Below are 14,226 nucleotides of genomic sequence, written 5' to 3' on the forward strand. Positions count from 1 at the left end.
GCCGAGCCATGATCGCGACCCTAGGAGGACTAGACCAGTGAGGTCAATAGGTATGGACCAGCCTCGGCCATATGGGGTGGACCGTAGGGTCAAGCATGCGCGGTACCAGCCGAGTTGACCGGTGTTGTGTCCCCTTGCGTCCGTCCAGAAGTCCATCCACACGGCCTGTGAGCCAGCCCACAGTTCTTCGCCCGCATGGCCGTCGATCAGACGTGGCACACTGGCCATGTACCAGAAGCAGCGCACTCCGGGGTCGGTGAAAGTCCGAACCGGCGGTTACAGTCCGCGACCCGGTCGCTTCCAGCGGCCGGTTGACCAGGTGAAATTCCTGGACCGACGGTTAAAGTCCGGATGGGAGGCAGTGCGCGGCGGGCGGGCATTCGTGCGCGCTGCCGTTTGTTTCGACTTGTCCTGACGGGGCGAGTCCCATTCGGCATCGTTCCCGGTGTCGCAGTCCGTTTCATTCTGTCGTCATCGACAGGCCCCGGAGTCCGTGCCCTATGAGGCAGGAGGACCCGGGAAGTGTTCACCGGAATCGTCGAAGAGCTGGGTGAGATCACCGCCGTCGAGAACCTCGGCGACGCCTCACGCTTCCGACTTCGTGGCCCTGTAGTCACCGAAGGTGCGCAGCACGGCGACTCCATTGCCGTCAACGGCGTCTGTCTCACGGTCGTGGAACACGAGGGCGACGAGTTCACCGCCGACGTCATGGCGGAAACCCTGGACCGCTCCAGCCTCGGCGCCCTGTCCGTCGGCTCCCGGGTCAACCTGGAGCGCCCCACCGCTGTGGGCGCGCGTCTCGGCGGGCACATCGTGCAGGGCCATGTCGACGGCACGGGCGCGGTCATCGCGCGCACGCCGTCCGAGAACTGGGAGATCGTGAAGGTCTCGCTCCCCGCGGACCTCTCCCGCTACGTGGTCGAGAAGGGCTCCATCACCGTCGACGGCATCAGCCTGACCGTCGTCGAGGCGGCTTCCGACTACTTCACCGTCAGCCTCATCCCCACCACCCTCGCGCTGACCACGCTCGGCCTCAAGCAGCCCGGCGACCCGGTCAACCTCGAGGTCGACATCATCGCCAAGTACGTGGAGCGCCTCCTCGGCACCAAGGAGGCCGCACGGTGAACTGGCTCAACTCCGAGGCATTCACGCTCTTCGACCAGCACATCAAGTGGTCGGACATGATCGGCAACACGATCGGTCTGATCGCCCTCGCGCTCGGCTGGCGCCGCTCCATATGGACCTGGCCCGCCCAGTTCCTGTCCGGCGTCATCCTCCTCGCCGCCTTCGCCACGGCGCACCTGTCCGGCAGCGCCGGCAAGCAGGTCGTCGTCATGGTCGTCGCCGCGTGGGGCTGGTGGCAGTGGAACCGCGGCAAGGGGCAGGCGCAGGACGGCTCCGTCGCCGTACGGTTCGCCACCTGGCGCGAACGCGCCTACCTGGTGGGCGCCGCCGTGGTCGGCACCCTCGCCGTCGGCAGCCTGTTCACCGCCTTCCCCACACTGTCGTGGGACCCCTGGCCGGACGCGTACATCTTCGTCGGCACGGTCGTCGCCATGTACGCCCAGGCGCGCGGCATGGTCGAGTTCTGGTTCGCCTGGCTGCTGGTCGACCTGGTGGGCGTCCCGCTGAACTTCGCCAACGGTTTCGCCTTCTCCGGTTTCGTCTACGTCCTCTACGGCGCGCTCGTCCTGTGGGGCATGCGCGACTGGTGGCTGCGCTCCCGCAAGGCCGGGCAGCCCGTCCTGGAAGGAGCCCCGGCATGACATCAGCGCCGGTCTGGTACAGCAGGGACAACATCGAGGACTTCGCCCTCGACCCCGTCGAGAAGGCGATCGCCGACATCGCGGCCGGCCGCCCGATCGTGGTCGTCGACGACGAGGACCGGGAGAACGAGGGTGACCTCGTCATCGCCGCCGAGAAGGCGACCCCCGAAATCGTCGCCTTCATGATGAGCGAATGCCGCGGCCTGATCTGCGCCCCCATGGAGGGCGAGGAACTGGACCGGCTCCGGCTCCCGCAGATGGTCGACGACAACACCGAGTCGATGAAAACGGCGTTCACCGTGTCGGTCGACGCGTCCGCCGCGCACGGTGTGACCACCGGCATCTCGGCATCCGACCGTGCCACCACCCTCGCGCTCCTCGCGGACGGCAGCGCCCAGCCGGACGACTTCGTCCGCCCCGGCCACGTCTTCCCGCTGCGCGCCAGGCCCGGCGGAGTCCTGGTCCGCAACGGCCACACCGAGGCGGCCGTCGACCTGGCCCGCCTCGCCGGCCTGCGCCCGGCCGGCGCGATCGTCGAGATCGCGGGGGAGGACGGCCGCATGCTCCGCCTCCCCGAACTGATCCCCTTCGCCCGCAAGCACGGCCTGACGATCATCTCCATCGAGGACCTGATCGCCTACCGCCGCGCCGCCGAGCCCACCGTCCGCCGCGAGGCCAAGACCCAACTGCCCACCGCCTTCGGCGAGTTCACGGCGTACGGCTACCGCTCCACCGTCGACGGAGTCGAGCACGTCGCTCTCGTCCACGGCGAGATCGGCGACGGCGAGGACGTCCTCGTCCGCGTCCACTCCGAGTGCCTCACCGGCGACGTCTTCCACTCGCTGCGCTGCGACTGCGGCCCCCAGCTCCAGACCTCCATGGAGCGCATCCAGGCCGAGGGCCGGGGCATCGTCGTCTACCTGCGCGGCCACGAGGGACGCGGCATCGGCCTGCTGTCCAAGCTGCGCGCGTACGAGCTCCAGGAGCGCGGCAGGGACACCCTCGACGCCAACCTGGAGCTGGGCCTGCCCGCCGACGCCCGCGACTACGGCGCGAGCGCCCAGATCCTCGACGACCTCGGGGTGACGAGCGTCCGCCTGATGACCAACAACCCCGACAAGACCGACGCGCTCGTCCGGCACGGCCTCAAGGTCACCAGCCGGGAGCCGATGCCCGTACAGGCCGGCGAGCACAACCTCCGCTACCTGCGCACCAAGCGGGACCGGATGGGCCACGACCTGCCCTGGCTGGACACGGCCACCGTGTCGGCCTGCGGCAACCAGTAAGAGCACAAGAACAGCACTGAGGAGAGACGTGAGCGGCAAGGGTGCACCTGAACTGTCCGTACGCAACTGCGGCGACCTGCGCGTCGCGGTCATCGCGGCACAGTGGCACGAAAAGGTGATGGACGGTCTCGTCGACGGCGCGCTGCGCGCCCTGCACGAGCTGGGAATCGACGAGCCGACCCTCCTGCGGGTTCCGGGCAGCTTCGAACTCCCGGTCGTCGCGAAGGTCCTCGCGGGCCGCGGATACGACGCCATCGTGGCGCTCGGCGTCGTCATCCGCGGCGGCACTCCCCACTTCGAGTACGTGTGCCAGGGCGTCACCCAGGGCCTCACCCAGGTCTCCATCGACACCGGCGTCCCCATCGGTTTCGGCGTACTGACCTGCGACACCGAGGACCAGGCCCTCGACCGGGCGGGCATCGAGGGCTCCAACGAGGACAAGGGACACGAGGCGGTGACAGCCGCCGTGGCGACCGCGGCCACCCTCCGCTCAGTATCTGAACCGTGGCGTTAGAGACACTATTAAGTGCAATAGGGTGGGCGGCACCATGTCCAATAAGACGTTCGAGGAGCTCTTCACCGAGCTCCAGCACAAGGCCGCCACCGGCGATCCCGCCACTTCGCGCACCGCCGAGCTGGTCGGCAAGGGTGTCCATGCCATCGGCAAGAAGGTCGTCGAAGAGGCCGCCGAAGTATGGATGGCCGCCGAGTACGAGGGCAAGGAAGCCGCCGCCGAGGAGATCTCGCAGCTGCTCTACCACGTCCAGGTGATGATGGTCGCGCGCGGGATCTCCCTCGATGACGTGTACGCCCACCTCTGAGCCGTAGCCCCGCACCCCTGCACGTACGAACTAACAAAGGAAGCCGACCTCATGCTGCGCATCGCCGTCCCCAACAAGGGTTCCCTGTCAGGACCTGCGGCGGCGATGCTGCATGAGGCCGGCTACCAGCAGCGCCGGGAGTCCAAGGAACTGCGGATCGTCGACCCGGAGAACGAGGTCGAGTTCTTCTACCTCCGCCCCCGCGACATCGCGATCTACGTCTCCTCCGGCCGTCTCGACATCGGCGTCACCGGCCGCGACCTGCTCATCGACTCGGGCGCCGGCGCCGAGGAGATCCTTCCGCTCGGCTTCGCCCGCTCCACCTTCCGCTTCGCCAGCAAGCCCGGCACGGCGAACGGCATCGAGGACCTGGCGGGCAAGACCGTCGCCACCTCGTACGAGGGCATCGTCGCCAAGCACCTCGCCGACCACGGCATCGACGCCTCCGTCGTCCACCTCGACGGCGCCGTCGAGACCGCCATCGAACTGGGCGTCGCCGAGGTCATCGCGGACGTGGTCGAGACCGGTACCTCGATGCGCAACGCGGGCCTCGAAGTGTTCGGCGACCCGATCATGAAGTCCGAGGCCGTCGTCATCCGCCGCGTCGGAGCCGACGCCGCCGAGGACGCCGAGCCCAAGGTGCAGCAGTTCCTGCGCCGCCTCCAGGGCGTCCTGGTGGCACGGACGTACGTGATGATGGACTACGACTGCCGCGCCGAGCACCTGGAGAAGGCCGTCGCGCTCACCCCCGGCCTGGAGTCGCCGACCATCTCGCCGCTGCACAACGAGGGCTGGGTCGCCGTCCGCGCGATGGTGCCGGCCAAGGAGGCTCAGCGGATCATGGACGATCTGTACGAGCTCGGTGCGCGGGCCATCCTGACCACGGCCATCCACGCCTGCCGGCTCTGAGGGACCTCACGACCATGTCCGAACTTCCCGCTCTGCCCGTCACATTCCGGCCGTCCCGAACCCGGGCCGTCCTGGTCGGCACCGGTGTGGCGATCCTTGTGGTCCTCACCACAATCGTGATGCTCCTGGAGCAGCTCAACCCGGGCGAAAAACTCAGCTTCATTTTCACCGGGGTCCTGATCTTCGGAGTGCTCCTGATGCTGGCCCGGCCCAAGGTCGTCGCCGACGAGAGCGGCGTCACCGTCGTCAACATCGCCAGCAGCAGGCGCCTGGCCTGGGCGGAGATCCTCCAGGTCAACCTGCGCCCGGGCGACCCCTGGGTGTTCCTCAACCTCAGTGACGGCACCAGCCTGCCCGCGCTCGGCATCCAGCCGGGCATCGCCAAACACCGCGCGATCGAGGACGCTCGCGCCCTTCGAGCCCTCGCCGAAGCCCGCTCCACGGGCCACCCCGAGGAACATCAGGGCTGACTCTCAGCCTTCCACCCTGCCGCACGGGCCCATGTCTTGATTAATCTGTTGGCGGAGGCGTTTTCATCGCGCCTCCGCCACTGATGTACCAGCCGGTATTCAGAGGCCCCCAGCTACCCGAGGAGTGACTCCCTCCAGCGATGGACGGATCGTCCTGTAGTACCTGCGCCGCCCCCTTCCGACATATCGAGGCGGCGGCATGATCATCCCCCTGCTGCTCCTTGGGGCGGCATTCCTGCTCATCCTCGCCAACGGATTCTTCGTCGCGGCGGAGTTCGGCCTGGTCACGGTCGAGAAGCCCGACGCCGAGAAGGCGGCCGCCGAAGGCGACCGACGGGCTGCGACAGTCGTCAACTCGCTAAAGGAGCTGTCCTTCCAGCTCTCCGGAACCCAGCTCGGCATCACCATCACCTCACTCGTCGTCGGCATGCTCGCCGAACCGGCGCTCGCCGAGCTGCTGCACGGACCGTTCACGGCGACCGGTCTGCCCGAGGGCGCCGTGCCCGGCGTCGCCGTGGTGGTCGGCATGCTGCTGGCCGCGGCCGTGCAAATGGTCATCGGCGAACTCGTGCCCAAGAACTGGGCCGTGTCCAAGCCCCTCCAGGTCGCCCGCTTCGTCGCGGGCCCGCAGCACATGTTCGCCCGCACATTCCGTCCGGTGATCGCCGCGCTCAACGCGGTGGCCAACCGGCTCGTACGAGCCCTGGGCGTCGAGCCCACCGAGGAGCTGGCCTCCGCCCGCACCCCCGGCGAACTCATCTCCCTCGCCCGGCACTCCGCGCGGGCCGGCGCCCTGGAGCAGGACACCGCGGATCTCTTCGTACGCACCATGTCGCTGGCCGATCTGACCGCGCAGCACGTCATGACGCCGCGCGTGAAGGTCAGCGCCCTGCAGTCGTCGGCGACCGCCGAGGACGTAGTCAACCTCACCCGGGCCACCGGTCTGTCCCGCTTCCCCGTCTACCGGGAGCGGATCGACGAGATCGTCGGCATGGTCCATCTCAAGGACGCCCTCGCGGTGCCCTCGCGCGACCGGCTGCGTACCCCCGTCGGCCGGATCGCCCAGGCGCCGCTGCTCGTCCCGGAGACGCTGCCGGTGCGGCCGCTCCTGGAGCAGTTGCGCAGCGAGCAGCCGATCGCCGTGGTCGTCGACGAGTACGGCGGTACGGCGGGCGTCGTCACCCTGGAGGACATCGTCGAGGAACTCGTCGGCGAGGTCCGTGACGAGCACGACGGACAGGATCTGCCCGAACTCGCGGCGGCGCCGCCCGAGGACGGGAAGCCCGCGTGGGAGGCCGACGGCAGCTGCCGGGTCGACATCCTGCAGCGCATAGGCCTCGACGTGCCCGAGGGCCCGTACGAGACCGTGGCGGGCCTCGTCGCCGATCTGCTCGGCCGCATCCCGGCCGCCGGTGACAGCGCCGAACTGCCGGGCTGGCGGCTGCTGGTGCGCCAGGTCGGGCACTACCGCGCCGAACGCGTCCGTCTCGTGCGGACCGTGCCCGTCGCGGAGGCCGTCCGATGAGCGTGCTCCAACTCCTCTTCGCCGCCCTGCTGGTGCTCGCCAACGGCTTCTTCGTCGGCGCCGAGTTCGCACTCGTCTCCGTACGGCGCAGTCAGATCGAACCGCTGGGGACCGCGAGGGCGCGACAGGTGCTGTACGGCCTGGAGCGACTGCCCCAGATGATGGCCGCGGCCCAGTTCGGCATCACCATCTGCTCGTTGACGCTCGGCGCGGTCGCCGAGCCGACCGTCGCACAGCTCCTTGAGCCGCTCTTCGAGGCGGTCCACATGCCGCACGGCGTGATCCACCCACTCGGGTACGTCATCGCGCTCGCCTCGGTCGTCTTCTTCCACCTCGTCATCGGCGAGATGGTGCCGAAGAACCTGGCGATGGCCGCGCCCGAGAAGACGGCTCTGTGGCTCAGCCCGGGACTGGTCGCGTTCGCGCGCCTGTGCCGGCCGGTCACCGTCGGCCTCGGGGCCTGCGCACGGGTGATCCTCAAGCTGTTCCGCGTGGAGCCCAGGGACGAGGTCGAGGCGGTCTTCACCAGTGAACAGCTCAACCGCCTGGTCGAGGACTCCGGACAGGCGGGCCTGCTGGACCCCGAGGAGCAGGAGCGCCTCGAGGACGCCCTGGAACTGGGCTCCCGCCCGGTCACGGACGTCCTCCTCGACTCCGGCTCCCTGGTGACCGTGGGCCCCTCGGTCACCCCTGGCCAGGTCGTCGCGCTCACCGCCCGCACCGGGTACTCCCGTTTCCCGGTGGTCGCGGAGAACGGCGCCTTCATGGGCTACCTGCATGTGAAGGACGTACTGGACCTGGAGGAGTCGGACCGGGCGGTGCCCCAGCAGAACTGGCACCACATGACGACCCTGCGGGCCGAACTCCCCCTGGACGACGCCCTCACCGTGATGCGCCGCGCGGCGACGCACCTCGCCCAGGTCGCCGACGCGTCCGGCAAGGTCGTCGGCCTGGTCGCGCTGGAAGACGTACTGGAGCTCCTTGTCGGCGAGGTACGGGACCCGGCGCACCGGGAAGTTCCGGCAGCGGCGGTACGGGTCTCGGAACCCCGAGCGAGCGAGGCCCCGGAGGAGGCACAGGCACTGGCGAGCTGAGCACCGGGTTTGTCGCGCAGTTCCCCGCGCCCCCTCAGGGGCCCGGGAACTGCGCGAAGAGGGTCTGGGGGCGGAGCCCCCAGGAACGGGAAGGGTGGGGGCGGGGGGCGAAAAACTGCCCGAAGCTCCCGCCCCCACTCACATCGCCGCCGGATCCTGCGGCCCCCGCCCCGACAGCACCTCGCCGTACGCCTGCATCAGATCCGGCAGCCGCAGTGTCGACAAGTCGTCGCGCGACAGCACTCCGGGATATCCGGAGAGCCGCAGATCGCGATAGGCGCAGCTCTTCTCGTACAGCGTCCGAAGGAACCGCCCGTTGCCCAGCTCATCGATCCACCCCTGGTCGACGACGTGCCCGGCGATCGACCGCAGCTCGTCCAACGCCTCCGCGTCCCACACGTCACCGTTCTCGGCGGCCAGCACCGCGCCGATGGAGGTGAGTTCCAGCGGCCGGTAGGACGGAAAGTCGACGCGCGTGGTGAAGCGCGAGGAGAGGCCCGGGTTGGCGGTCAGTAGGCGGTCCATGCCCTCCGGATAGCCGGCGAGTATGACGACCAGGTGGTCGCGGTTGTCCTCGGCCCGCTTCAGGAGCACCTGGAGGGCCTCGTCGCCGTACGCGTCGCCCTTCCCGTAACCGGAGTTGGAGAGCGAGTACGCCTCGTCCACGAAGAGGACACCGCCGATGGCCGAGTCGATCAACTCGTTGGCCTTCACGGCTGTCTGGCCGAGGTACTCGCCGACCAGATCTGCCCGCTGTGCCTCCACCAGATGGTCGCCGCCGAGCAGCCCGAGAGCGTAGAAGACCCGGCCGAGGATGCGGGCCACCGTGGTCTTCCCGGTGCCGGAGGGGCCGGAGAAGACGAAGTGCCGCTTGGGCGGCTGCACCGGGAGGCCCTGCCCGGCGCGCAGCCTCGCCATGTTCAACTGCGCGGACAGCGCCTTCACTTGGCGCTTCACGGGCTCCAGGCCCACCATCCGCTCCAGTTCGGCGAGCGCCTCGTCGAGTAAAGCGGGGTCGGTCGGCCCCGGCGGCAGCGGCTGCACCGGCAGCACTGCCTTCTCGCGCACCGCGTCGGTCTCCGGCGGCAGTGCGCCCGGCGGCACGAAGCCGGGCTCCGAGAGCTTCAGATCCCGCCCATCGTTGCCGAAGAGCGGATCGATACCGTCGGGCCCCTCCATCATGTCCTGCCCGACCCCGGCGAGAGTGATCGCCGCGAGGTCGCTGACCTCGTCGTACCCGTCGCCCTCCGAGATCGCCGCGAGCCGCGCCGAAGTGTCCATGAAGGCGGGGTCGACCCGGTGCACCGCCCGGTAGAGCGGCAGGGCGGCGGCGGAGCGCCCGGTGCCCTCGTGCGCCCGCGCCAGCCAGTACCGCAGCTCCTTGCGCTGCGGCTGCTCGCTGCGACAGCGCATCAGCGCGGAGGACAGGAGCGGCTCGGCCTGCCCGAACATCTCCAGACGCACCCGGGCCATGCCGCCGAAGAGACCGGCCTCGATGCCCAGCATCGGATCGTGGATCAGCGGATCCGTGTGCCGGACCAACTGCTCCCAGTCCTTGACCAGATAGGCGCGGCAGGCGTGCAGGAAGCGCACCTGCGGGTCGGTGTCCACCGGCGGCAGACCCGCCAACGCCCGGTCCAGCTCGGGGACATGGCGGCCGTCCAGCCAGTGGGAGGCGTGCGCGAGCAGCAGGTCCCGCGGGCTTTCAAGGACCGGCTGCACCCACCAGCCCAGCCAGTACCAGGAGTTGAGCGTGCGGCGATGGCGGGTGCGCTGCTCCCCGAAGCGTTCCCGGTGCCGGAACATCCTCAGCAGTGCGGTCGTCGTGTCCACCCGCAGCGCGTGTAGTCCGAGCCAGCCGTCCGCCATGCCCGGATCCATCCGTACCGCGATACGGAATTCCTCTTCCGCCTGCGGATAGGCGCCCATCGTGTAGGCGTCCACCCCCCGCAGCCAGGCGAGGTCGGCCGGGGCCTCCGGGCCCTGCGTGCCGAAGTCCATCCCGTCCCCCCACAAACCGTGCCCCCGATGGTCCTCCGCCGGGCCGGTGCCCGTCGGCAGCCTTGGTCGAACCGCTGTGCCGCGGACGGGAGTTGCACTGGTGCGCAGAGCAGCCGTCCGAATATCGCACCGAGAGGCATCGTACCTGCGAGGGAGTGCCGGGCCGAGGGTGCAGCACACCCCGTTCCACGAGGTGGAAGCAGATGGGGCGCACTCGGTCTGGTGACCGAGGGTGAGCGAATCACGCCTCGCAGCGTCCGGAAAACACGTCCGGGGCAGAACGAAGCCCCCGATCACGGGGGAACAACCGGGGGCTTCGCGTCTGCGGGGCGGCCTCGAACGGCCGCACATTCAGAACGTAAGACCTGTACGGCCCCCCGGTCAAGCCGAGTTGAAGCACTGAAGGAAGTTCTCGGGCAAGGGTCTTCACAAGTTCAGCACACTGCGGATGGTCCGTCACCGTGAGTGAGGTCCTGGTCCGGTCCAGGAACCCCTGCGGGCCCCGGAAGCACCTCGTATCCCTCGGAACACTGCCGCACCAGAAGATCGGCGAAGGGCCTTGAGGGGTCCTCCGCGAAGTGCCGGCGCTCGGCGGAGACCCACTCGGCCCAGAACTCGCCCTGCGCCTCGCCGTCCCGCCGCCGCCCACGCGTCCAGGCATCCTCCTGCGGCAACTCCATCCACAGCAGCCGCGCGAGAAACGGCCGCAGTGCGCGGCGGCCCGCACCGACGCCCTCCAGGAGGACCACGGGAGCGGGCGGCAGCTCACGGACCGGCCCGAAGGCCCGGGTGGTCCAGTCGTACGGGGCGTAACGCGCCGTCTCGCCGTGCCGCAGCGGCTCGATCACCTGGCGCAGCAGCCGCCCGGTCCAGTCGAAGAGCTCCTCGTGCGTCGCGATGTCGTCGAGGTGCAGAACGGGTGCGCCGCCCAGTTCCGCGGCCAGCTGCCCGGCGAAGGTGCTCTTTCCGGAGCCGGCGTGCCCGTCGACGCCGACCAGGCGGACCGGGCCGCAGGAGGGCGGCAGCCGGTGCAGATGTGGGACGAGGTGGTGAATGGGAGTTCCTGGGAGGGCTGGTAACGGGTGTCTTATCAGGGTATTCCTGAGAAAAAACTCTATACCGGGCCACTTCCCGCGTCCGGGCTGCCGCGTTCCTGGTCATGCCAAGGGTCAGGACCAATATTGGTGGGCGCCGCGAGGTCGAAATTGCTGGCAGAAGCCGGGGGAGGCATCCATAGTTGGCGCACACCCGCGCATTGGACCTGCCCGTTTCGGATCGGACACCCGGGGGTCACCCACCCATGCCCAGAGCTGAACAGCCGTCCCGCAGAACCGTCCTGACCGCGGCAGTGGTCGCGGCCGCGGCGGGCGCCGTGAGTCCGGCGGTCGCCGCGGACTCGCCCGAGCACCCGGCGAAAGCCCGCTCGAAAGCGTCGTCGGCAGTCCCGTCGAAAGCGCCGTCCGGCCTCGTGGACAACCGCGCCTGGGTCTCCTACGCCGACTGGCGTGGCGGCACGGTCAAGGGCGCGCGGGCCGTGCCCGGCGTCCGTCCCGGCCTGATGATCGCGACCTCGGCCGGCACCAGGACGTACACCGACCCGCACACCAACAAAACCGCCCTGTGGGAGTACGCGACCTGGACCTCCACTGTCCACAAGCTCGCGGTCCCCGCCACCGAGGCCGTCGCCTCCTGGAACGCCGACACCCCGGCCGGGACCTGGCTCCAGGTCGAGCTGACGGGCACGTACTCGGACGGCACCGACACCCCCTGGTACGTGCTGGGCCGCTGGGCGGCCGGCGACCAGGACATCAAGCGGACCTCCGTCGACGACCAGAGCGACGGAAAGAGCAGCATCTGGACCGACACTTTCTCCATCGACGACGCGGCCTCGGGCCTGCGCCTGGTCTCGTACCGGCTGCGACTGACGCTGTACCGCACCCCGGGCACCAAGGTCACGCCCACGGTGTGGCGCCTTGGTGTGATGGGCTCCGACGTCCCGGACCGGTTCACCGTCCCGGCCTCCACACCCGGTCTCGCCCAGGAGCTGAAGGTCCCGCGCTACTCGCAGGAGACCCACGCGGGCCAGTACCCCCAGTACGACAACGGCGGCGAGGCCTGGTGCAGCCCCACCTCCTCGCAGATGATCGTCGAGTACTGGGGACGCAAGCCGACTGCGGACCAACTGGCCTGGGTGGACCCGGACTTCACGGACCCACAGGTGTGCCACGCGGCCCGCTACACGTACGACTACCAGTACGCCGGCTGCGGCAACTGGCCCTTCAACTCCGCGTACGCGGCGACGTACAAGGACCTCCAGGGTGTGGTGACCCGGCTCGGTTCGCTCACCGAGCTGGAGACGCTGATCGCCGCCGGTATCCCGGCCATAACATCCCAGTCGTTCCTCAAGTCCGAGCTGACGGGGGCGGGTTACGGGACCTCCGGCCACCTCATGACCGTCATCGGATTCACCGCCGACGGTGACGTGATCGCCAACGACCCGGCGTCGCCCAGCAACAGCGCGGTGCGCCGCGTCTACCAGCGGCGCGAGTTCGAGAACATCTGGCTGCGCACGAAGCGGTACAACGCCGCCGGGAACGTCGCCTCGGGGACCGGTGGCGTCTGTTACCTGTACTTCCCGGCCCACCCGTCGGCGCGGCAGCTCGCGGCGCTCGCGGCGGTGGGCGTCCGCTGAGGAGACGGGCGGCCCCTCACCCCCGTGAAGGGGCCGCCCGTCGGTTCAGCCCTGGACCGGATTGACCATCCAGTCGGGGTGGCCCGGCATCGGCGGCGTCTTCGCGCCGTACAGCCACGGGTGCAGGAAGCCGTCGAGATCCTCGCCCGCGACCTTCGACGCCAGATCGACGAAGTCCTGCGTACTCGCCGTCTTTCCGCGGTACTTGGTGACCCAGGCGCGCTCGATCTTCCCGAACGTCTCCTGGCCGACCTGCTCGCGCAGCGCGTACAGGACGAGCGTCGAGCCGTCGTACCGCATCCGCTTGAAGAGGTTCGGCTCGGTCGGTTCGGCGGGGGCCCCGTAGTCGTGGCGCCACTGGTCGTGGTTCTCGTAGGCCGTCTTCATGGTCGCCTCGAAGCTGTCGCCGCCGTGCGCCTGCGAGTACAGCCGCTCGTAGAACCGGGCGTGGCCCTCGCTCAGCCACAGGTCGGACCACGTCTTCATGCCCACGCTGTCGCCGGTCCACTGGTGGGCGAGCTCGTGCACCAGGTTCCGCTCGGCGCTCACCCGGTCGCCGAGCAGGTCGGCCTTCGGGATCAGGGAGAGCGTCTGTGTCTCCAGGGCGACGGCCAGGTCGGTGTCCCCGACGAGGAGGCCGTACCGGTTGAAGGGGTAGGGGCCGAGCTGCTCCTCCAGCCAGGCGATGTGCTCGGCGGTGAGCTTGCGGTACTGCTCGGTCGGCGCGACCAGGTCGTCCGGGACCACATCGCGGATCGGCAGCCCGTGCGGGCCGGTGCTGTCGACGAAGGTGAACTTGCCGATCGCCAGCTGCGCGAGTTGCGCCGCCACCGGCTGTTCGGAGTCGTACGTCCACCGCACGCGTCCGTCGGCCTGCTCGGTGCGGTCGGTGAGCTTGCCGTTGGCGACGGCCGACAGACCCGCGGGGGTCGTGATGTGGAAGGTGATCGGTGCCCGCCGGCTCGGGTGGTCGTTCGACGGGAAGATCATCTTGGCGCCGTTGGGCTGTGGGTAGAGCACCATACCGTCGGGCGTCGGGATCCAGCCGTAGTCCTCGATGGCGTCGTCACGATGGCGGATCTGGGTCGGGTCGGCGGTGTAGGTGACCTTGACGGTGAAGGCTTTGCCCCGGGCGAGGGCGTTCGCGGGAGTGATCACCAGCTCGTCGCCGTCGCGCACGGCGGCCGCGGCCCGCCCGTTCACGGTCACCGTGTGCAGGGTGTTGCCGGCGAAGTCCAGGTTGAAGCGGGACAGGGCCTGCGTCGCGGTGGCCTTGATCGTCGTCGAGGCCTCGAAGGGCGTCTTCGGCGCCTGCCAGTCGAAGTCAAGGGTGTAGCGGTTCACCTCGTAGCCGCCGTTGCCGTCGAGCGGGAAGATCGGGTCGCCGAGCCCTGCCGCACCGGGCGACGCGGCACCGGAGCCGACGGAAGCGGCTTGGGAGACCGGACCCGTCAGGGCGGCAGCCACGGTGATCGCGGTCGCGAGGGCGAGGCGGGCGCTGCGGCGGGGCGTCCGGAACGTGCTCATCTAGGGCCTTTCGGTTGGCTGACCACTTGCCTGTGATGAGACGCACACCCTGTTCGCACCGTTGTGGGAAGCAGAGGCATTCGAAGCTGATCGAAGTGTCGGGCGGCCGGGCGTGACCAAGGTCTCCACCACTGA

The 14,226-nt window shown here is 69.4% G+C and carries 13 protein-coding genes and 1 riboswitch; of the genes, 10 read left to right on the forward strand and 3 right to left on the reverse strand.

Translation table 11 applies throughout. The annotated features are described in order from the left end of the window. The first annotated feature begins 238 nt into the window (after window positions 1–238). A riboswitch (FMN riboswitch) is annotated at window positions 239–369 on the forward strand. A 153-nt stretch (window positions 370–522) separates the two neighbouring features. The 9 genes from AB0N66_RS23905 to AB0N66_RS23945 all read left to right on the forward strand — a co-directional run bounded on the left by AB0N66_RS23905 (window position 523) and on the right by AB0N66_RS23945 (window position 7,871). Continuing rightward, window positions 523–1,125: a riboflavin synthase gene (locus tag AB0N66_RS23905; protein WP_365438536.1), complete on the forward strand. Its 603-nt coding sequence runs from the start codon at window positions 523–525 to the stop codon at window positions 1,123–1,125. Continuing rightward, window positions 1,122–1,766: a nicotinamide mononucleotide transporter family protein gene (locus AB0N66_RS23910; protein ID WP_365438538.1), complete on the forward strand. Its 645-nt coding sequence runs from the start codon at window positions 1,122–1,124 to the stop codon at window positions 1,764–1,766. The genes AB0N66_RS23905 and AB0N66_RS23910 overlap by 4 nt, the downstream gene beginning before the upstream one ends. Then, entirely contained in the window at window positions 1,763–3,052 is a 1,290-nt protein-coding gene (locus AB0N66_RS23915) for a bifunctional 3,4-dihydroxy-2-butanone-4-phosphate synthase/GTP cyclohydrolase II (RefSeq protein WP_365438539.1), read from the forward strand. The genes AB0N66_RS23910 and AB0N66_RS23915 overlap by 4 nt, the downstream gene beginning before the upstream one ends. Window positions 3,053–3,080: 28 nt before the next feature. Continuing rightward, the gene (ribH, locus tag AB0N66_RS23920) at window positions 3,081–3,566 is read left to right on the forward strand and encodes a 6,7-dimethyl-8-ribityllumazine synthase (RefSeq protein ID WP_365438541.1); all 486 of its coding nucleotides are present in this window, start codon (window positions 3,081–3,083) and stop codon (window positions 3,564–3,566) included. Window positions 3,567–3,600: 34 nt separating this feature from the next. Continuing rightward, the gene (locus AB0N66_RS23925) at window positions 3,601–3,873 is read left to right on the forward strand and encodes a phosphoribosyl-ATP diphosphatase (RefSeq protein ID WP_006378313.1); all 273 of its coding nucleotides are present in this window, start codon (window positions 3,601–3,603) and stop codon (window positions 3,871–3,873) included. A 51-nt stretch (window positions 3,874–3,924) separates the two neighbouring features. Beyond that, entirely contained in the window at window positions 3,925–4,782 is an 858-nt protein-coding gene (gene hisG / locus AB0N66_RS23930; RefSeq protein ID WP_365438543.1) for an ATP phosphoribosyltransferase, read from the forward strand. Window positions 4,783–4,796: 14 nt separating this feature from the next. Beyond that, window positions 4,797–5,252, forward strand: coding sequence for a PH domain-containing protein (locus AB0N66_RS23935; RefSeq protein ID WP_365438545.1), 456 nt, complete (start codon window positions 4,797–4,799; stop codon window positions 5,250–5,252). Window positions 5,253–5,451: 199 nt separating this feature from the next. Beyond that, entirely contained in the window at window positions 5,452–6,777 is a 1,326-nt protein-coding gene (locus tag AB0N66_RS23940) for a hemolysin family protein (RefSeq protein ID WP_365438547.1), read from the forward strand. Further along, a complete protein-coding gene (locus AB0N66_RS23945; protein WP_365438549.1) occupies window positions 6,774–7,871 on the forward strand; it encodes a hemolysin family protein in 1,098 nt (365 codons plus the stop codon). Before AB0N66_RS23940 ends, AB0N66_RS23945 begins: the two co-directional genes overlap by 4 nt. 138 nt (window positions 7,872–8,009) lie before the next feature. Here the strand turns inward: AB0N66_RS23945 and AB0N66_RS23950 are convergent, their stop codons facing one another. Together AB0N66_RS23950 and AB0N66_RS23955 are read right to left on the reverse strand one after the other, a co-directional pair. Continuing rightward, on the reverse strand, window positions 8,010–9,872 hold the full coding sequence (locus AB0N66_RS23950; RefSeq protein WP_365438551.1) for an AAA family ATPase: 1,863 nt from the start codon (window positions 9,870–9,872) through the stop codon (window positions 8,010–8,012). Window positions 9,873–10,306: 434 nt separating this feature from the next. After that, window positions 10,307–10,927, reverse strand: coding sequence for a hypothetical protein (locus AB0N66_RS23955; protein WP_365438651.1), 621 nt, complete (start codon window positions 10,925–10,927; stop codon window positions 10,307–10,309). 245 nt (window positions 10,928–11,172) lie between these two features. On the opposite strand from AB0N66_RS23955, the gene AB0N66_RS23960 reads away from it, so the two are divergent. After that, on the forward strand, window positions 11,173–12,564 hold the full coding sequence (locus AB0N66_RS23960; RefSeq protein WP_365438553.1) for a peptidase C39 family protein: 1,392 nt from the start codon (window positions 11,173–11,175) through the stop codon (window positions 12,562–12,564). A gap of 45 nt (window positions 12,565–12,609) precedes the next feature. On the opposite strand, the gene AB0N66_RS23965 is transcribed toward AB0N66_RS23960, so the two are convergent. Further along, on the reverse strand, window positions 12,610–14,091 hold the full coding sequence (locus AB0N66_RS23965; RefSeq protein ID WP_365438555.1) for a M1 family metallopeptidase: 1,482 nt from the start codon (window positions 14,089–14,091) through the stop codon (window positions 12,610–12,612). Between the last annotated feature and the right edge of the window lie 135 nt (window positions 14,092–14,226).

This window comes from Streptomyces sp. NPDC093544, from assembly GCF_040683495.1.
GTDB lineage: Bacteria > Actinomycetota > Actinomycetes > Streptomycetales > Streptomycetaceae > Streptomyces.